The sequence below is a fragment of the Pseudofrankia sp. EUN1h genome, assembly GCF_001854645.1.
In the GTDB taxonomy this organism is placed as follows: domain Bacteria; phylum Actinomycetota; class Actinomycetes; order Frankiales; family Frankiaceae; genus Pseudofrankia; species Pseudofrankia saprophytica.
This window is the reverse complement of record NZ_MBLN01000014.1, coordinates 171,167-188,063: the sequence shown is the minus strand read 5'-3', so window position 1 is coordinate 188,063 and position 16,897 is coordinate 171,167. Positions and strand designations below refer to the sequence as shown.

16 protein-coding genes are annotated in these 16,897 nt (G+C 74.4%); 5 read left to right on the top strand and 11 right to left on the bottom strand.

What is annotated here, in order from left to right; genetic code table 11:
* Nucleotides 1-232: 232 nt before the first annotated feature.
* The 5 genes from BCD49_RS05725 to crtI form a co-directional block, all read right to left on the bottom strand.
* Complete coding sequence (locus tag BCD49_RS05725) at nucleotides 233-1,168, bottom strand: phytoene/squalene synthase family protein (protein WP_007519702.1); 936 nt, start codon at nucleotides 1,166-1,168, stop codon at nucleotides 233-235.
* Nucleotides 1,165-2,124: a VWA domain-containing protein gene (locus BCD49_RS05720; RefSeq protein WP_007519703.1), complete on the bottom strand. Its 960-nt coding sequence runs from the start codon at nucleotides 2,122-2,124 to the stop codon at nucleotides 1,165-1,167. The genes BCD49_RS05725 and BCD49_RS05720 overlap by 4 nt, the downstream gene beginning before the upstream one ends.
* The gene (locus BCD49_RS05715) at nucleotides 2,121-3,500 is read right to left on the bottom strand and encodes a DUF58 domain-containing protein (RefSeq protein WP_241832263.1); all 1,380 of its coding nucleotides are present in this window, start codon (nucleotides 3,498-3,500) and stop codon (nucleotides 2,121-2,123) included. The genes BCD49_RS05720 and BCD49_RS05715 overlap by 4 nt, the downstream gene beginning before the upstream one ends.
* Nucleotides 3,497-4,597, bottom strand: coding sequence for an AAA family ATPase (locus tag BCD49_RS05710; protein ID WP_007519096.1), 1,101 nt, complete (start codon nucleotides 4,595-4,597; stop codon nucleotides 3,497-3,499). Before BCD49_RS05710 ends, BCD49_RS05715 begins: the two co-directional genes overlap by 4 nt.
* Nucleotides 4,598-4,670: 73 nt before the next feature.
* On the bottom strand, nucleotides 4,671-6,257 hold the full coding sequence (gene crtI, locus BCD49_RS05705) for a phytoene desaturase family protein (RefSeq protein ID WP_007519094.1): 1,587 nt from the start codon (nucleotides 6,255-6,257) through the stop codon (nucleotides 4,671-4,673).
* A gap of 555 nt (nucleotides 6,258-6,812) precedes the next feature.
* On the opposite strand from crtI, the gene BCD49_RS05700 reads away from it, so the two are divergent.
* Together BCD49_RS05700 and metF are read left to right on the top strand one after the other, a co-directional pair.
* Nucleotides 6,813-7,514: a DUF4097 family beta strand repeat-containing protein gene (locus BCD49_RS05700; RefSeq protein ID WP_007519092.1), complete on the top strand. Its 702-nt coding sequence runs from the start codon at nucleotides 6,813-6,815 to the stop codon at nucleotides 7,512-7,514.
* Nucleotides 7,515-7,944: 430 nt separating this feature from the next.
* A complete protein-coding gene (metF, locus tag BCD49_RS05695; protein WP_007519090.1) occupies nucleotides 7,945-8,847 on the top strand; it encodes a methylenetetrahydrofolate reductase [NAD(P)H] in 903 nt (300 codons plus the stop codon).
* Nucleotides 8,848-8,959: 112 nt separating this feature from the next.
* Here the strand turns inward: metF and BCD49_RS05690 are convergent, their stop codons facing one another.
* The gene (locus BCD49_RS05690) at nucleotides 8,960-9,208 is read right to left on the bottom strand and encodes a hypothetical protein (protein WP_007519088.1); all 249 of its coding nucleotides are present in this window, start codon (nucleotides 9,206-9,208) and stop codon (nucleotides 8,960-8,962) included.
* 26 nt (nucleotides 9,209-9,234) lie between these two features.
* On the opposite strand from BCD49_RS05690, the gene BCD49_RS05685 reads away from it, so the two are divergent.
* The gene (locus BCD49_RS05685) at nucleotides 9,235-9,918 is read left to right on the top strand and encodes a CDP-alcohol phosphatidyltransferase family protein (RefSeq protein WP_027140983.1); all 684 of its coding nucleotides are present in this window, start codon (nucleotides 9,235-9,237) and stop codon (nucleotides 9,916-9,918) included.
* Between the two features lie 46 nt (nucleotides 9,919-9,964).
* On the opposite strand, the gene BCD49_RS05680 is transcribed toward BCD49_RS05685, so the two are convergent.
* Nucleotides 9,965-10,384 (bottom strand): globin family protein, encoded by a 420-nt coding sequence (locus BCD49_RS05680; protein WP_007519086.1) that lies wholly within the window; start codon nucleotides 10,382-10,384, stop codon nucleotides 9,965-9,967.
* 215 nt (nucleotides 10,385-10,599) lie between these two features.
* Nucleotides 10,600-11,526 carry a helix-turn-helix transcriptional regulator gene (locus BCD49_RS05675; protein WP_007519084.1) on the bottom strand — a complete coding sequence of 309 codons (927 nt, stop codon included), beginning with the start codon at nucleotides 11,524-11,526 and terminating at the stop codon, nucleotides 10,600-10,602.
* Between the two features lie 149 nt (nucleotides 11,527-11,675).
* Here BCD49_RS05675 and BCD49_RS05670 point away from each other — a divergent pair, with 149 nt between their 5' ends.
* Nucleotides 11,676-12,593 (top strand): NmrA/HSCARG family protein, encoded by a 918-nt coding sequence (locus tag BCD49_RS05670; protein WP_035925261.1) that lies wholly within the window; start codon nucleotides 11,676-11,678, stop codon nucleotides 12,591-12,593.
* Nucleotides 12,590-13,123 (top strand): cupin domain-containing protein, encoded by a 534-nt coding sequence (locus BCD49_RS05665; RefSeq protein ID WP_007519080.1) that lies wholly within the window; start codon nucleotides 12,590-12,592, stop codon nucleotides 13,121-13,123. The genes BCD49_RS05670 and BCD49_RS05665 overlap by 4 nt, the downstream gene beginning before the upstream one ends.
* 18 nt (nucleotides 13,124-13,141) lie before the next feature.
* Here the strand turns inward: BCD49_RS05665 and BCD49_RS05660 are convergent, their stop codons facing one another.
* From BCD49_RS05660 to BCD49_RS05650, 3 genes are all read right to left on the bottom strand, one after another.
* Complete coding sequence (locus BCD49_RS05660; protein ID WP_027140982.1) at nucleotides 13,142-14,677, bottom strand: phytoene desaturase family protein; 1,536 nt, start codon at nucleotides 14,675-14,677, stop codon at nucleotides 13,142-13,144.
* Between the two features lie 117 nt (nucleotides 14,678-14,794).
* Nucleotides 14,795-15,967 carry a glycosyltransferase gene (locus BCD49_RS05655; RefSeq protein ID WP_007519077.1) on the bottom strand — a complete coding sequence of 391 codons (1,173 nt, stop codon included), beginning with the start codon at nucleotides 15,965-15,967 and terminating at the stop codon, nucleotides 14,795-14,797.
* Nucleotides 15,964-16,860, bottom strand: a complete 897-nt coding sequence (locus BCD49_RS05650) for a carotenoid biosynthesis protein (RefSeq protein ID WP_071041240.1) — start codon at nucleotides 16,858-16,860, stop codon at nucleotides 15,964-15,966. The genes BCD49_RS05655 and BCD49_RS05650 overlap by 4 nt, the downstream gene beginning before the upstream one ends.
* Nucleotides 16,861-16,897 lie beyond the last annotated feature (37 nt).

The following is a 16,897-nucleotide window of genomic DNA, read 5'->3' as shown; positions in this document are numbered from 1 at the left end:
CCCGATGAAAGGTTCCGACCGCCTTTCGCCCGGCGCATGCTCGGCTGCGGGCAGGCTGGCCGTCCGACCTGGTACGTGAGGTCGATTCATGGTCACGCTATCAGCCGGGTCTCGCGTGTCTCGCCCGTCGAGGCCCATGGCGCGCGACAGACGATCGACAGACGATACAGCCGACCCCGGCGGCAGAGTCGACGCCTGTGCGTCATCGTCGGGATCGTTCCGGTGAGGGGCTCTAGCGCTGCCGTGGCACGAGGCGGCGAGCGCGGCTGCGCACCAGCACGCCGCCGGCGACGGCGAGCCGGCGCGGCGTGCCGACCGCGACCCGGCGGGACAGCACCTGGTAGTCCGCCTTCTCGATCTCGTCGAGGATGCCGCCGTAGAGGCGGGCCGCCGTCCACATGCAGTCCCGCGAGGTCGGGTGCAACAGCCGAATACCTGGAGTGGCGGCGCGCAGCAGCTCGCGCGCCCGGCCGATCTCGTGGCGCAGCAGCCGGCGCACGGCGCCGTCAACGACGCCGGTCGCGAGCTTCTCCCGGGTGACGCCGAACAGCTCCATCGACTCGCGCGGCAGGTAGACCCGGCCGCGGCGCAGGTCCTCGCCGACGTCGCGCAGAAAGTTGATCAGCTGGAAGGCGGTGCCGAGGTCGCCGGCGTACGGGGCGGCGGCGGGGGAGGAGGGCCCCAGGACGGGCAGCATCTGCAGGCCGATGACGGTGCCCGAGCCGTAGACATAGGTCATCAGGTCGTCGAACGTGTCGTAGCCGGTGACGGTGAGATCCATCGCCATCGACGTGAGGAACGACTCGAAGTAGCCGACGGGCAGGTCCCAGCGGCGGATCGTGTGGATGACGGCCGGCAGCACCGAGTCGTCGGTGGCGTCAGCGCCGCGGTGCAGCGTGTCGACGAGGCGGCCGCCCCAGTCGGCGAGCCACGCGGCCCGGTCGGCGGCGGGCAGCTGGGAGTCCAGGCTGTCGACGATGTCGTCGGCATACCGGGCGAAACCGTAGAGGGCGTGCACGTACGGCCGTTTCCAGGCCGGGAGCATGAGGGTGGCCAGATAGTAGGTGCGGCCGTGTTCGGCGTTGAGCCGGCGGGCGGCGGCATAGGAGCGACGCAGTACCGGCTCCGCTGCGATCGCGGCCAGCTCGGCTTCCTGGGTAACGGTCACGGGAGCCGGCGGCCGAAGGCGAGGCCCAGGGCGCCGGCGGCCAGGCCGAGCGCGAGGCTGGCGCCGACGAAGGCCGGGGTGATCTCGCGGAACTCCTTGCGGTAGCCGATCGAGCTGCCCAGGCCCTTGTACACAGAGGTGAGCTCGTCGCCCGAGGTGGCCCGGTGGTGCGAGCCGCCGGTCTGCTCGGCGATCTGGCGCAGTGCCGGCTCGTTCACCGGTACCGGGATCAGCTGCCCGCCGACGTCGAGCGTGCCGCCGGCGGTGCCGTAGGCGATCGTGTCGACGGGGACGTGCGCGTCCTTGGCGGCCTGGCCGGCCTGGGTGTTGGGCCGGCCCCGGGTCGTCTCGCCGTCGGAGAGCAGCACGATCGCCGCCGGCGGCGGGGACTGGCTGGCCTCCGTCAGCCGTTCGCCCGCGCTGCTGATCGCCTGTAGCGAGGCGTAGATACCCTCGCCGATCGCGGTCGCCGGGCCGAGCTGCAGGCCGTTGATCGCCGTGCGGATCGCCTCGCGGTCGGTGGTCGGCGGCACCAGCACCGCCGCGCTGCCGGAGAAGGACACCAGCCCCAGGTTGATCCGCGGCGGCAGCTGGTCGACGAACGCCTGGGCGCCCTGCTTGGCCGCGGCCAGGCGGTTCGGGGTGATGTCGGTGGCCGCCATCGAGTTCGACACGTCGATCGCGAGCATGATCGTGGCCCGCTCCCGGGGCACCCGCTGTGCCTTGGCCGGGCGGGCGAGCGCGAAGACCATCCCGGTGAGCGCGAGCAGCATCAGCGCGGCCGGGACGTGCCGGCGCCACCACTGCGGCCGCATCGGCAGCACCGAGGCGAGCGTGGAGGCGGACGCGAGCCGGGCCGCGTAGCCGCGGCGGCGGACCGAGGCGACGATGTGCCAGGCGAGCAGCGCCGCGACGGCGAACAGCAGCCACAGCCAGTGGGCGGACAGGAAGCTCATGTCGTCGTGCCGCCTGTTCGGATCGGGCGGACCGTGGCCGCGGGGCGGTGCTGGCGGGCCGTCTCCCTGGCGGCGCGTGCCCTGGCGGCGCCCCCACCCCCGGCGCCGCTGGCACCCCCGGCGCCGCGCAGCGCGGCCTGCCCGCGCCGGCTCGCCGCCGCGTACCGGGCGATCTCGATCAGCCAGTCCTTGTCGGTGCGCAGCCGCAGGTGCGCCGCGCCGGCGCCGCGCAGCGCCGCGGCCACCTCGGCGCGGTGGCTGGCCGCGGCCGCCTCGTAGCGCTCGCGGAAGCGGCGGGAGTGGGTGGGCAGGTCGAACAGCTCGCCCGTCTCCGGGTCGACGACCGCGAGCGGCCCGACGTTCGGCAGCGACAGCTCCAGCGGGTCGACCACCTCGACGGCGAGCACGTCGTGCCGGCCGCCGAGCGCCCGCAGCGGGCGCGCCCAGGCGAGGTCGACGGACAGGAAGTCGGAGATCACGACGACCAGGCCGCGCCGGCGCACGGGCCGGCGCAGCGCCTCGATCGCCGCCGCGAGGTCGGTGCCCGGCCGGGGGCTCCCTGGCGCCTTGGGACGGTGCGTCGGGGGCGGCTGCTGGTGGGTGGGAGCCGGCGGCTGGCCGGTGCCGCGGGCCGTCCGGGTGGCGCCAGGGGCGCGGCGCCCGAACATGCCCGGTCGCGGCGCCTCGGCGGAGGCGGCGGGCTCGAGGGACAGCAGTGTGCGCAGCAGCGCGCGCAGGCCGGCGCGGCCGGGCCTCGCCGGGATCAGCCGGGTGCCGGTGTCGGTGAGCGCGATCGCCCCCATCCGGTTGCCGGTCCGCGCGGTCAGGAAGCCGACGGCGGCGGTGGCGGCGATGGCGAGCTCGCGCTTCTCGCAGCGGGCGCTGCCGAAGTTCTGGCTCGCGGTCAGGTCGACCAGTGCCCAGGTCTCCAGTTCGCGGTCGGCGATCAGGTCGTGCACGTGCGGGACCGTCGTGCGGGCGGTGACCGCCCAGTCCATCCTGCGGACGTCGTCGCCGAACTGGTACTCGCGGCTCTCGGCCTTCTCGCTGCCCTGGCCGGGAAGGATGCCGAGGTAGTCGCCGAGCAGCAGCCCGTCGAGCCGGCGCAGCACGGTCAGCTCCAGGTGGCGCAGCGTCCGCTCGACCACGGGGTCGGTGGCCCGCGCGTGCGCCCGGCCGGCCGCGTCACCCGTGCCGGCGGTGCCCCCGGTCCCGGCCGGCGCGAGACCGGTCGTCCCGGCCACCAGGTCCGGGTCCGGGGAGGGCCCGGCCCACGGCCGACCGACGCCGGGCACGGGGGGAGGGCCGCCCCCTTGGGCGGACATCACCGCGCCACGGGGAGTCAGCCAGCCCGGGCGGCGCCGGGGATCGGTCATGCCGGCCGGTCCTCGTCCTGGTACTCGGGAAAGCCGTTGCTGACGTTCGGGGACCAGCGACCGGCGCCGACCGGGACGCGCCCACCCGGCTGCTGGCGGGGGGCGACCTGCGGGGCAGGCACGCCGGCGACGATGCGGGCGGCGATCTCGTCGGAGCTCAGGCCGTCGGCCAGCGCGTCGTAGGAGAGCACGAGCCGGTGCGGCATGACGTCGAGCGTGACCGCGCGGACGTCGTCCGGCACGGCGTAGTCCCGCCCGCGCAGCAGCGCGAGCGCCCGCGCCGCGGCGATCAGGCCGAGCGAGGCGCGTGGCGACGCGCCGTAGGTGAGCAGGCCGGCGAGGTCGGGCAGGCCGTAGGTTTCCGGGGTGCGGCTCGCCAGCACGAGACGGACGGCGTAGTCCATGATCGCGTGGTGGACGAAGACGTCGTCGGCTCGCTCCTGCAGGCGCACCAGCGTCTTCGGGTCGAGCACCCGGTCCGCTCTCGGCGGGCGCACCCCCATCCGCCGGACGATCTCAAGCTCCTCKCCCGGCGTGGGGTACGGGACGTTGACCTTCATCAGGAACCGGTCGCGCTGCGCCTCGGGCAGCGGGTAGACACCCTCGGACTCGATCGGGTTCTGGGTGGCCAGCACCAGGAACGGGACCGGCAGCCGATGGGTGACGCCGCCGAGCGAGACCTGCTTCTCCGACATGACCTCCAGCAGCGCCGACTGCACCTTCGCCGGCGCCCGGTTGATCTCGTCGGCCAGGACGAAGTTCGCGAAGATCGGCCCGAGCTCGATGTCGAACGTCTCCCGGCTGGCCCGGTAGACCCGGGTTCCGACGATGTCGGACGGGACCAGGTCGTTGGTGAACTGGATGCGCACGAAGCTGCCGCCCACGACGTCGGCCAGCGTCTGCACGGCCAGCGTCTTCGCCACGCCGGGCACGCCCTCGAGCAGGCAGTGCCCGCGCGCCAGCAGCGCGACCAGCATCCGTTCGACCATATGGTCCTGGCCGACGATGACCTTCTTCACCTCGAACAGCGCACGTTCCAGCAGTGCCGCATCGCTGGTCGTGTCCGGTGCGGCCAGCGTCTCCGCCCGTTCCTCCATGGGTCCCATTCTCCCAGCCGGGCCGGGAAACCGGCGGGGAAAGCCGAGGTCCAGCCACGCTCGTCCTGTTTGTTTACGGATTCTTAAGGCGGTTACGGTTTCTTAAGGCGGTTAGGGACATGGGCGTACCGGCCGGGAGTAGCCGGGCGTGGCGGCTCGCGATGATGCGTTCCGCCGCCAGTCGACCGGAGATCAGCACCATCGGCACGCCGACGCCCGGGCGGGTGCCACTGCCGGTGAACACGACGTTCTCCAGGCCGGGAACCAGGTTTCCGGGCCGGAACGGGCCGGTCTGACGGAAGGTGTGCGCCGCCGCGAAGGGCGCGCCAGCGGTCAGCCCGCGCGCCTGCCAGTCCGCCGGTGTGGTGATCGACTCCACTGCCACCGAAGCGCCAAAACCCGGGTATCCCCGGCTCTCCAGGGCCGCGACGACCTCCTCGCGGTAGCGCGGACCGATCACCGACCAGTCCAGCCCCGCCCCGGCCACCGTGTTCGGCGTCGGGAACAGCACGTGGAACGCGTGCCCGCCCGCCGGCGCGAGCCCAGGCTGCGTCACCGAYGGGACGCTGACCAGGAACGACGGGTCGGTCATCAGCTCGCCCCGCCCGATGATCTCGGCGAACGTCCGCCGCCAGGCGTGGCCGAAGTGGATCGTGTGTTGGGCGGCGGCCTCCGGGCGGCCGGCGTCCGGATGGGCGGTGGCGCCCGCGCCCGCGAGCAGCAGGAAACACGAGGGCGAGTAGCGCAGCCGGGCCAGCCGCGCCGGGGTCAGGGCCGGCGGCAGCAGCTCCCGGTAGGCGGTCGGCAGGTCGGGGTTGAGCACCACCACGTCGGCGGCGATCCGCTCACCGTCGGCGGTGCGCACCGCCACCGCCCGCCCGCCCCGGACCTCCACCCCGGTGACAGCGGTGCTGTAACGCAGCGTCACGCCGTGCTTGGCGGCCGCCGCCGCCATCGCCGCCGGCACCGCGTGCATGCCGCCCTCGGCGTGGAACACGCCCGCCACCGAGTCCATGTAGGAGATCACCGCGTAGACCCCGAGCGCCTGGCTGGGCGCCAGGCCGGCGTACATCGCCTGGAACGAGAACAGCCGGCGGGTCCGCGGGTCGTGCAGGTGGGCGCCGACCAGCCGGTCGAGCCGGCGGAAGGCCCCGAGCGCGGCCAGGCGCGCGAGCGACGGGCGCAGCAGCGCCAGCGGCGAGTCGAGCTGGGCGTCGATGAAGTCGCGCATCTCGGCCCGGTAGATCGCGCTGACCAGCTCCACGAATCGCCGATAGCCGGCGGCCTCCGCCGGGCCGCACAGCGCCTCGATGCCGGCGGCCGTCGCCTCCGGGTCGGCCCGCAGGTCGAGCGTCGACCCGTCGGCGAAGCGCGCCCGGTACATCGGGTCGAGGGGGCGCAGCGTCAGCCAGTCGGCGAGGTCCTCGCCGACGGCGGCGAACGCGTCGGCGATCAGGTCCGGCATCGTCAGCACCGTCGGGCCGGTGTCGAACTGGTAGCCGCCGGCGCGCCATACCCCGGCCCGCCCGCCGGGAACGTCGGCACGCTCCAGCACGGTCACCCGCCGGCCGGCTCCGGCCAGCCGCAGCGCGGCGGACAGTCCGCCCAGGCCCGCGCCGACCACCACCACATGGTCCGTCGGCCCGATCACCGTCCGCACGCCGCCACCTTTGTTTCATGGTTCGCTCCGTGCGGGCGGCGCGCTCCGGCCCCGTGCTCGCTTCGCTCCCACGGGACCTCCGCGCGCCGTCCTCCTCCGCTCACGTGCGCTACGGCGACCTCCGCTGCGGCCCAACCCCTTCGCTTCGCTCGGGGCCGGGCCTCCGCGGAGGCGCGCCTCCGCGCCAGCACGGTCACCAACCGCTGAACGTCACCGACCCACGACGACCGGGTCCGGAACCATCCCTGCGGGGCAGGTCGCTTCGCGCGGGGCCGGGCCTCCGCGGAGGCGCGCCTGCGCGCCGCACGGTCACCTTGCGCTGGAACGTCACCAACCCGGAAGCACAGGGCTGGTAGAGAGCTTGCACGACCTGCGGAATCGGCTTCGCCGATTCCGCAGGGACCCCGTCGCTCGTGGCTGGGGCGCTGCACAGGTGTGCCTTCGCTCCCAGCTCGGTTGCTTGCCGCTGTAACGTCACCAAGCCGAGGTCGTCGTGCCTCCATGCGTCCGTCCTGTCCGTGCACATGCCCGTTGATACCTGTGTGGAGCATTCCCGTGTCCGGTCCCGTCGGCAACGCGCTCGTGGTGGTGCTCGCGGCCGTGTTCCTCGCGCTCGCGGTCGGCGGGCTGCGGCTGTTGCGCCGCCCGCCGGTGTCCGCCGTGCGCACGGTCGAGGGGGTACGCGCCGTCGAGGTTCGACTCATGGCCGGCCGAGTCGAGATCGGCGAGGACGACCGGGCCGACGCGCGGGTCGACCTGACGGTACGTCGCCGGGTGGGCCAGGCCCTTCCCCGGCTCACGGTGGCCGACGGGACGCTGCGCCTGGACGGCGAGACGAGCGAGGCGCGGCTGCGGCTGCGGCTGCCGCGCGCGACGCCGGCGCGCGTCGAGCTGCGCGCCGGCGAGATCAGCATGTGGGGCTCGGCGGGGGACCTTGCGCTGGTGACCGAGACGGCGACGATCGCCGCGCGCGAGCTGTCCGGGACGGAGGTCACCGCGCGCGCCGCGGCCGGGGACATCAGCCTGCACTTCACCGGCCAGCCGAGGCGGCTCGCGGTCACCGGCGGGTCCGGGACGATCACCATCGTGCTGCCGGACGGCCGCTATGCCGTCGAGGTGGAGTCCGCGGACCCTGCGAGCCCGGCGCGCGTCGACGTCGACACCGACCCGGACGCGCCAAGCGCCATCCTGGTGCGCAGCCACGGCGGCCCAGTCCGCGTCGGCACCCCCGCCGCCGGCGGCACCCGCCCGATCTGAGTTGCAGGATGTGGCCCCGGCACCGGCCTGACCTGGTCTCTTGAACGGTCAAGTGAGAGGTGACCGTGCGGCGCGGAGGCGCGCCTGCGCGGAGGCCCGGCCCACGAGTGAAGCGACGTGGGTTGGGCCGCAGCGGAGGTCGCCGCAGCGCACGTGAGCGGAGGAGGCGGACCTCCCAGATCGACTTCGTCGGATCCGGCAGGAACCCCGCGGCGCGGAGGTCCCGTGGGAGCGAAGCGAGTACGGGGCCGGAGTGCCGTGCCCGCACGGAGCGAACCAGCAACACAGCTTTGGGGCGGTTCTGGGAGTGGGCTGTATCCCGGCTACGCTCCTTGGTATGACAGCGGTGGGGAGCGCTCCAGTGACCTTGCCTCCGAGGACACCGGCTCCTGGGACGACACAGACTCCTGAGACGGAGCGGCCCAGGACGGTGCGGGACTTCCTCGCCGCCGGTGAGATCTCGTACTCGTTCGAGTTCTTCCCGCCCAAGACACCGGATGGCGAGCGCGCGCTGTGGCGGGCGCTGCGCGAGATCGAGGCGCTGCACCCCTCGTTCGTCTCCGTGACCTACGGCGCCGGCGGGTCCACCCGCGACGGCACGATCCGGGTCACCGAGCAGATCGCCACCGACACGACGCTGACGCCCATCGGCCACCTGACCGCGGTGAACCACTCCGTCGCCGAGCTGCGCCAGGTGATCGGCAACTACGCCGGCGCCGGGGTGTGCAACGTGATGGCGCTGCGCGGCGACCCGCCGGGCAACCCGCAGGGGGACTGGGTCGCCCACCCCGAAGGGCTGCGCTACTCGAGCGAGCTGGTCGAGCTGGTGAAGTCGCTCGGCGACTTCTGCGTCGGCGTCGCTGCCTTCCCGGACAAGCATCCCCGCTCGCCAGACCCGGACAGCGACGCGGACTTCCTGGTCGGCAAGTTCAGGGCCGGCGCCGACTACGCGATCACCCAGTTCTTCTTCAGCGCCGACAACTACTTCCGGCTCGTCGAACGGGTCCGCGCGCGCGGCTGCGATGCGCCGATCATCCCGGGCATCATGCCGGTGACCAACGTCGCGCAGATCGAGCGGATGGCGCAGCTGTCCGGCGCCGAGCTCCCCGCCGACCTCGTCGGGCGGCTGCACGCCGTGGCCGACGACCCGGCGGCGGTGCGGGCGATCGGCATCGAGGTGGCCGTCGACCTGTCCGAGCGGCTGCTCGCGGGCGGCGCACCCGGCCTGCACTTCATCACCCTGAACCGGTCCAGCGCGACCCGCGAGGTCTGCCAGGTCGTCCGCGCCCACCACGGCCGCTCTGGCGCCGACCACTCCGGCGGCGTCAGCTAGAACGCAGAACGGGCGGAGCAGCGCGCCGCGGCGCGCTGCTCCGCCCTGCTCGTTCTGGTGCCGAACGCCTCGCGCACGGCCTAATCCTGTAAGCCGGGTGTCGTGGCCTGATTCAGTCCTGCTCCTCGTAGGCGTCGAAGACGCACAGCAGATACTCGTCGCGCAGGGGCTGCTCGCGGACGAGGGCGAACCCCGCCTCGTTCGCGGCGTCCACGACGGCCATCACCAGGCTCAGGTCGAGCGTGCCGAAGACGGGCGTGATCTTGACCGCGAGCATCACCTGGTCGCGGCTCGTGTTGAAGAACTCGGCCGGGTCAAGGTCGTCGAGGCTCTCGACGACGCCCGAAATCTGCTCGCTCACGCGGGGCACTCTACGGGGAGGCGACGATAGGCCGCGTGCGTACCCCCGTGCCTGGACGGATCGACTACTTCGCCGCATGGGCTGTGACGCACGGTGGCTACGACCCGGCGACGGGTAACGCGCTCGTCCGCGGCTGGCTGACCGTGACCTATCTGTTGGCCCGGCCGCTGGCCGCCGCCAGGACCCCACCGGCCGCCGTCACGGCCGCCGCGGCGGCCATGCCGGCCCTCGCCCTGCCCGCCGCGGTGGCCGGTGGCCGGTGGCCGCTGCTGGCGGCGCTCGTCGTGGCCGTGAGCGGCCTGCTGGACAACCTCGACGGCGCGGTGGCCATCCTGCGTGACCGGGTGAGCGCCACCGGGTTCGTGCTGGACTCGGTGGCCGACCGGGTCGCCGACGTGCTCTACCTGGTAGCGCTGTGGCTCCTGGGCGCGCCTGGCTGGCTCGCCGTCGCCGCCGGCGCGGCCATGGGGCTGTTGGAGTACACCCGGGCCCGCGCCGGCAACGCCGGCTTCGGCGAGATAGGCGTCGTCACCGTGGGGGAGCGGCCCACCCGTGTGATCATCACGGCCGTGGGGCTACTCGCCGCCGGCGTCCTGCCGTCGCTGCGCGGCCCGGCGTCCGTCGCCGCGGCCACTGCCGCCCTGGCCGTCGCCGTCATCGGCCTCGGCCAGCTCACCGCCGTCCTCAACCGTGTCCTGCGCGGCCGCTAAGGACCTCTTCTCCTTCTCCGGCTTCTCGTTCTCCGGCCGGCCCTCGCTACGCGGCCGCCGCCTCGTGGGCCGCGCTCTTCATCGTGTCGGCGAGCAGCGTGTAGGCGCTCGTCCAGGCGTCCCGCACGGGCGGGGTGAAGGCGTCCCCGAGACCCTCGGCGAGGGTGGCCAGCAGCGCGGCGGCGACCGTGTCGTAGTGCGCGTCGCTGACGCCGTAGCCGGCGTGCCGCACGCCGAGCGACCGCACCGCCGGCACGATCGAGTCGAGCCGGGACAGGCCGTTAACGGCCACGGCCAGCATGTTCATGAGCTTGCCGCGCTGCTCGGCCAGGTCGGCCGGGAACATCGCGCGCAGGGCGGGGTCGAGCTCGAACAGCCGGGTGTAGAACAGCGCGGCGACCGCGTCGGACGCCGGCGCGACGGCGCCGAACGTCTCCTGGACCAGCCGGATCTCCTCAGGGCTCATGATCTCCTGCTCTGGGGTGGGCGTTCGTCGGGCCACGCGCCGTCGCGTGGCCCCTGCCGACGCCCAGTGCACTGCGACTCGGTTACGGCACGCACCGTTACGGGTCTCGGGCCCGTGAAAGTCCTCTCACGGTGGGCCACCCGCCGATGTGAGACCGGCGGGCGTTCGGCACTGGCAGCTGACCATACGGCGCCCACGCGGTCGCCCAGAGATCGTTATGCCGACATGTCAGAGGCTGGTCCGTCGCCGTCGCCGTCGCCGTCGGACCGCCGGGCGGCCGGTGGCGCGAGAACGGCCTGGGCGCGGCGGGTGTCCTCGGCGCCGGCCGGGACCTGCAGGACCAGGAGCAGGTCCGGATGCTCGACCGGCCGCAGCTGGAACAGGTCAAGGGTGATCCGCCCAGCCATCGGGTGGTCGATCACGATGGCCGCCGGTCTGAAGTCGCGCACGGGGTAGCTCGCCCACCACTGCCGGAACTCGGGGCTGGCGTCGGTGAGCGCCGAGACCAGCTCGGCGAAGCGCGGATCGTCGGGCTGGCGGCCGGCGGCGGCGCGGAACTGGCCGAGCACCGCGCGCGCGGCCGGCTCCCAGCCCGCCATTCGCCGCCGGTTCTCGGGATCGGTGAACATCATCCACAGCAGGTTGCGCCGCGGCGGTGGCATCGAGCCCGGGTCATGCCGCAGCCGGACGTAGGCGTCGTTCCACGCGATGAAGTCGTAGTGCCGGTCATAGAGGGAAGCGGCGTTCGGGGCGGCCGCGTCGACGAGGCGCCGCAGCCGGGGTGTCGCCGTCTCGGCGGGGGTCGGCACGGGTGGCATCGGCAGGTCGGCCAGCGCCCGCAGGTGGCGATGCTGGTCGGGATCCAGCCGCAGCGCGCGGCCGAGCGCGTCGACGATCTGGGCCGACGCCGGGATCGGCCGGCCCTGTTCCAGCCAGGTGTACCAGGTGAGGGACATGCCTGCCAGCTCGGCGACCTCCTCGCGGCGCAGGCCGGGGGTGCGGCGCCGGCCGTGGCCGGACGTCAGGCCGACATCGGCCGGACGCAGCCGCGCGCGCTGGCTGCGCAGGAACACGGCGAGCTCGGCACGTCGGGCCGCCGCCGGTGACTGCCCCTGATCGGCTGATGGCCCGTCGGTCGTCATCTATGACCACCCGTAGATGTCTGGCCCCTTTGCCACTCTGCTCCGAGCCGGCTGTGCCGACGTCCTCGCCGCCTGATGCCATTTTGTCGCCATTGCCTGGTGGCAATCGCACCAGGCTGAGAACAGCCCAGAGACCTACCGTTCCGCACATGACGGATGGATCCCCACCAATTCTGGTGATCGGCGCGACAGGCCAGCAAGGCGGCGCCGTGGCGCGCGCCCTGCTGGAGCGAGGCCGGACCGTGCACGCCCTGGTCCGCGACCCGGACCGGCCGGCGGCGCGCGAGCTGCGGGACGCCGGCGCGGTGCTGGTCACCGGCGACCTCGACGACCGCGCGTCGCTGCGCGCGGCGATGACCGACACGCCGTCGGTCTTCCTCGCGCTGACCATGATGACCGGCCCCCGGGTGACCGACGCGGGCGTGGCGGCCGAACAGCGGCGTGGCCAGGCGGTCTGCGAGGTGGCCGCCGAGGTCGGCGTCCAGCACCTCGTCTACAGCTCGATCGCGGGAGCGGACCCGGACGCTGTCGACCCCACCGGTGTTCCCCACGTCGACAGCAAGAGCCGGATCGAGGCCCACCTCGCGCGGCTCGGCCTCGCGACGACGATCCTGCGGCCGGTGTTCTTCATGGAGAACTTCGCCTCGTTCACCCGGCCGCAGGCGCGCGACGGCGCGCTCACCGTCAGCCTGGCGGTCCGACCGACCACCCGGCTGTCCACGATCTCCATCAGGGACATCGGCGCGCTGGGGGCGATGGCTCTCGACGAGCCGGAGCGGTTCGCCGCCGGCCCGACGGTCATCGGCGGCGACATCCTGACCGGGCTGGAGATCGCCGAGCGGTTCGCCGCCGCGTCCCGCCAGCCTGTGCTCTTCCGGCAGACCCCGCTGGCCGACGTGCGCGCGTTCGACGAGAACGTCGCCGCGATGTTCGCGTGGCTCGACGCCGGTGCCAGCCAGCGGCCGGACCTGGGCGCCCTGCGCGCGCTGCACCCCGGCCTGCTGACGCTGGCCGGCTGGCTCGACGCCACCGGCTGGGAACCACGCGATGGAGGTCTGGCGGCATGACCGATGGGCTTGTCCTGCCGCCAGGCGCGGGCCGGCGCCTCCAGTCGGCGGGGATGACGTTGAAGATCGGCGCCGAGGTCTCGGCGCGCTGGTCGGTGTTCGAGGCCGACGTGCCGCCGGGCTTCGACGTCGGAGCGCACCGGCACGGCGCCGCCGAGGAGATCTTCTACATCCTCGACGGCGAGCTCGACCTGCTCGCGTTCGAGCCGCTCGTCCGGACCTCCGGGGACTGGCAGCGTTGGGAGGGCACCGACGGTCGGAAGATCGCCCGTGGCGGGCCCGGCAGCCTGATGCACGTCCCGCCGGGCTGCCCGCACGCCTTCGCGAACCCCGGCTCGGTGCCGGCCCGGATGCTGTTCGTGGTCGCCCCGTCCGGGCACGAGCACTACATGCGCGAGCTGGGCGAGCTGCTGACAGCCGGCGGGCCGCCCAACCCGGCGGAGATCGTCGCCCTCCGGGCTCGCCACGACATCGAGCAGCTCACGCCCCTCGTCCCCGGCCTTCCCGTCCAGCCCGTCCCAGGCGGCTGACCAGGCCGGGCGGGAGGCTCAGGCGGGGCCGACCAGGTCGGCGACGATGCGGGCGGACATGGTGACCAGCGGCAGGCCGCCGCCGGGATGGGTGGAACCGCCGACGAGGAACAGCCCGGGCACCGAGGTCCGGTTCGACGGGCGTAGGAAGGCCGCCCTGGCGCCGTTGGACGAGGTGCCGTAGATCGAGCCACCGGGCGCGCCGGTGCGCCGCTCCAGGTCGGCGGGCGTGATCGTCTCGTACCAGCGCAGCCGGTGGCGGACGTCGAGGCCGCGGGCCGCCATCAGGTCCAGGACGCGCTCGGCGTAGGAGGCGGCGAGCCCCGGCCGGTCCCAGTCGACACCGGCGCGCGCCGGGCCGGGCCGGGCCGCGTGCGGCGGGGCGTTGACCAGCACGAACCAGGCCTCGCAGCCGGGCGGGGCGAGTGTCGGGTCGGGCGGCGCGCTGACGTACACGGTCGGGTCGGTCGGCAGCCGGCCACGGAAGACGGCGTCGAACTCGGCGTCGTAGTCGGCGGGGAACAGCACCGTGTGGTGGCCCGGGTGGCCCGGCCTCGACGGACCCCTGGGCCGGGTGTCCGGGCCGAGGGCGAGCAGCAGGACGAAGCCGGACAGCGACGGCGTCGGCCTGGGCGCGAGCCAGCGGCCCACCCCACTGCCCCCAGCCCCACTGCCCCCAGCCCCGGCGAGCAGCCCGCCGAACACCGTCGCCGCGTCCGCGTTCGCGACCACGACATCCGCGGGCAGCCGGCCGCCGTCCGCGAGCATCACCCCGTCGACCCGGCCGCCCGGCTCCCTGGTGATCGTGACGACCGGGGCGTCGACCCGGATCCTGGCCCGGCGCTCAGCGGCCCGCTCGGCGATCGCCTCGCCAAGCCGGAAGAGCCCGCCGGGGAGGTACCAGCCGCCGTAGCGGCGCTCGACGTGCGCGATCACGGCGAGCGCGGCGGGGGCGCGGCGCGGGTCGGAGCCGGTGTAGGTCGCGTAGCGCTCGGCGAACATCCGCAGCCGCTCGTCGGTGAGGTGGCGGGCGGCCAGGCCCCGCAGGGTCCATCCGGCGGCCACCGCGGTGATGCCGGCGGGGTGGCGGCCGGCGAGGCGGGCCAGCCGGCCGGCGGACATCGGCTGGCCGAGGAACGTGTCCCGAGTGATCTCCCAGACCCTGGCCGCGTGCGCGTCGAAACGGGCCCACTGCTCGCCCGCGCCGGGGAGCAGGGCATCGTCGAGCTCGGCGCGGAACTCGTCGTCGCCGGCGCGGGCGGCGAAACCGGAGCCGTCGGCGAACCGGTAGGCGGCGATCGGGTCGAGCCTGCGGAACTCCAGCCCGGCCGGCGGCGGCCCGCCGGTCGCGGTGAACAGCTCCTCGAAGACCTCGGGCATGGTCAGCAGCGACGGGCCGGTGTCGAAGGAGAAGCCGTCCCTGCTGTACCAGCCGAGCTTGCCGCCGATCTGGGACGACTGCTCGCACACCGTGACGACGTGCCCGGCGGCGGCCAGCCGGGCCGCCGCCGCGAGCCCGCCGACCCCGGCGCCCACCACCACGATCCTGGCCATCCGCCGACTCTACTGACCTCGATCATGGCGATCGCCGGTTTCGGCGACCGCCGCCGCCCGCCGCTCGCCGTGCCTCGCTCACCTCGCGCGTGGGCGGCGCCGCTCCCGGCCGTGGGGTCAGGGGCCGTCGGGTCCGGGGAGGAAGCGGCCCTTCCAGCTGAGGGTGCCGCGGCGGTGACGCCACCAGGACAGCGCGGTCAACCAGCCGAGGGCGCAGATCGACAACGGGTGCGCGGCGGCGTCCGGCCAGGCGCGCCCGCCGGTGGCGCGGGCGGTGACCGCCCGGCCGGCGACCCCGGCGAGGTAGCCGGCGAGGCCGGCACGCGACCCGCGCAACGCCGCGACGGCCGGCAGCACGAACAGCCAGCCGAGCAGCCCGACCTGGCCAGCGCTGGCGATCACCCGCCCGCCACCGGCCGCCCACAGCGACTTGGCGTAGCCGTCGCGCAGCTCGGCGGCGCTGGTGTACATCCGGGTGGCGGCCAGCCGCGTCCCGTCGGCGACGACGCCGCGCCCGCCGGCCCGCTTGACCGCCCGCAGCAACGCGATGTCCTCCAGCACCTCGGCGCGCACCGCCGCGTGCCCGCCGGCGCGCCGGTAGGCGGCCGCGTCGACGCAGAGCAGCTGCCCGCCCGCGGCCGACAGCGACGGGCGGGGCGAGCGCTCGGCCGCTCGCAGCGGTAGCAACGCCAGGAACGACCACTGCAGCAGCGGCTGCACCAGTCGCTCCGCCACGCCGACCGCCTCCTGCCGTGGGTACGGGCTGACGAGGTCCAGCCCGGCGTCGCGCAACAGTGCGACCGCCCGGGCGAGGCCGTCCGGGGCGAGCGTGACGTCAGCGTCGACGAACACCAGCACGCTCCCGGTCGCCGCCTCGGCCGCCCGGGCGCAGGCGTGCGTCTTGCCCAGCCAGCCGGCCGGCGGGCCCTGGCCGCGCTGGAGCACCACCCGCGGGTCGACGGCCGCGACGGCGGCGACGAGATCCGCGGTGGCGTCCGTGGAGGCGTCGTCGTGGACGATCACCTCGAGGTCGTCGACGCCGGTGGCGGCTAGCACGGCGGCCAGGCACGGCCCGATCGCGACCGCCTCGTCGCGGGCGGGCAGCAGCACGGAGACCCGTTCGGCGGCGGCCCGCGCCGGCGGAGGCCGTCGCCACAGCCGCGTGTTGACGACGGTGTGCGCCGTGACCAGTACCGCCCCCGCGGCCCCGGCGCGCACGGCGTCGCGGGTCGCGGCGCGTGCGGCGGCCCGGACGGTCGTCCACCTGGCGGCCGTCCACCTGGCTGTCATCCGCGCTTCCTGGGCGGCGCCGGCGGTCCTGCTGGCCCGGCGCCGGTGGAGGTGTCGGTCAGATCGCGCCGCGGGGCACGCGGTTCGTCCGGCCTGGGGGGAACAGGCTGATGTGCCAGGCGGCGGACGGCTCGCGCGGCGGCGAGGAACGCGACGGGCAACAGCGGCAGGGCCATGCCGACGCCGCCGGCGAGCGCGACCGTGAGCTGGCCGAAGAAGACCAGGCAGGCGAACACCCAGGATCCGTAGGTCCAGCAGAGCAGCAGCAGCGGGACGCCGTCGCCCGCCAGCCGGTGGCCGTCCTCCGGCGCCCGTCGACGGGTCKGGTCAGGGAGCCGGTCGACGAGCGCCACCAGGACCGTGCCGACGCACAGCCACCCGACGGCGTTGGTCAGCGGAATCCCGTTGAGGGCCGGCCCGCCGCCGGGCGCCCATCCCCAGAAGCCCTCGGCGACCATCCGAGGGTCGAGAAAGAGGTCCCATCCGGCAAGCAGCACCCCACCGGCGATCGCGGTCAACGCATCGTGGCCGCGCGTTCCCGGTGTGTCCCCCTGGCGATGTGTCAGCCAACGGGCGAACAGCAGGGCCGGGTAGGTCATCATGGCCCAGCCGAGGAGGATGAGTAGCGGGACGCCGACGATCTCGGGGCCTAGTCCGCCGGTGTAGGAGTAGCGGCCGAACGGCCAGCCGGTGCGCACGCCGACCACCTCGGCGGCGAAACCGAGGCCAATCGTGAGAACCAGGTATCCGGCGGTGAAGACCCAGCCGCGACGCAGGGCCGCGTGACTCGCCGAGGCGACGAAGAACGCCACGATCTGGGCGGCCGTCAGCCAGAGCCGCCCGCGCCCGCCCGCCGGCAGCAGCGGGTAGGGGATCTGGGCTGCGACCACCATCCCGGCCGCGAGCCAAGGCACCCAGGCCCGCGACGGC

What these genes read in the sequence shown, in the direction of transcription:
- BCD49_RS05720 (WP_007519703.1), bottom strand. Translation starts at nt 2,124, where the DNA reads ATGAGCTTCCTGTCCGCCCACTGGCTGTGGCTGCTGTTCGCCGTCGCG.
- BCD49_RS05715 (WP_241832263.1), bottom strand. Translation starts at nt 3,500, where the DNA reads ATGACCGATCCCCGGCGCCGCCCGGGCTGGCTGACTCCCCGTGGCGCG.
- BCD49_RS05680 (WP_007519086.1), bottom strand. Translation starts at nt 10,384, where the DNA reads ATGAGCCCTGAGGAGATCCGGCTGGTCCAGGAGACGTTCGGCGCCGTC.
- BCD49_RS05675 (WP_007519084.1), bottom strand. Translation starts at nt 11,526, where the DNA reads ATGACGACCGACGGGCCATCAGCCGATCAGGGGCAGTCACCGGCGGCG.
- BCD49_RS05670 (WP_035925261.1), top strand. Translation starts at nt 11,676, where the DNA reads ATGACGGATGGATCCCCACCAATTCTGGTGATCGGCGCGACAGGCCAG.
- BCD49_RS05665 (WP_007519080.1), top strand. Translation starts at nt 12,590, where the DNA reads ATGACCGATGGGCTTGTCCTGCCGCCAGGCGCGGGCCGGCGCCTCCAG.
- BCD49_RS05660 (WP_027140982.1), bottom strand. Translation starts at nt 14,677, where the DNA reads ATGGCCAGGATCGTGGTGGTGGGCGCCGGGGTCGGCGGGCTCGCGGCG.
- BCD49_RS05655 (WP_007519077.1), bottom strand. Translation starts at nt 15,967, where the DNA reads ATGACAGCCAGGTGGACGGCCGCCAGGTGGACGACCGTCCGGGCCGCC.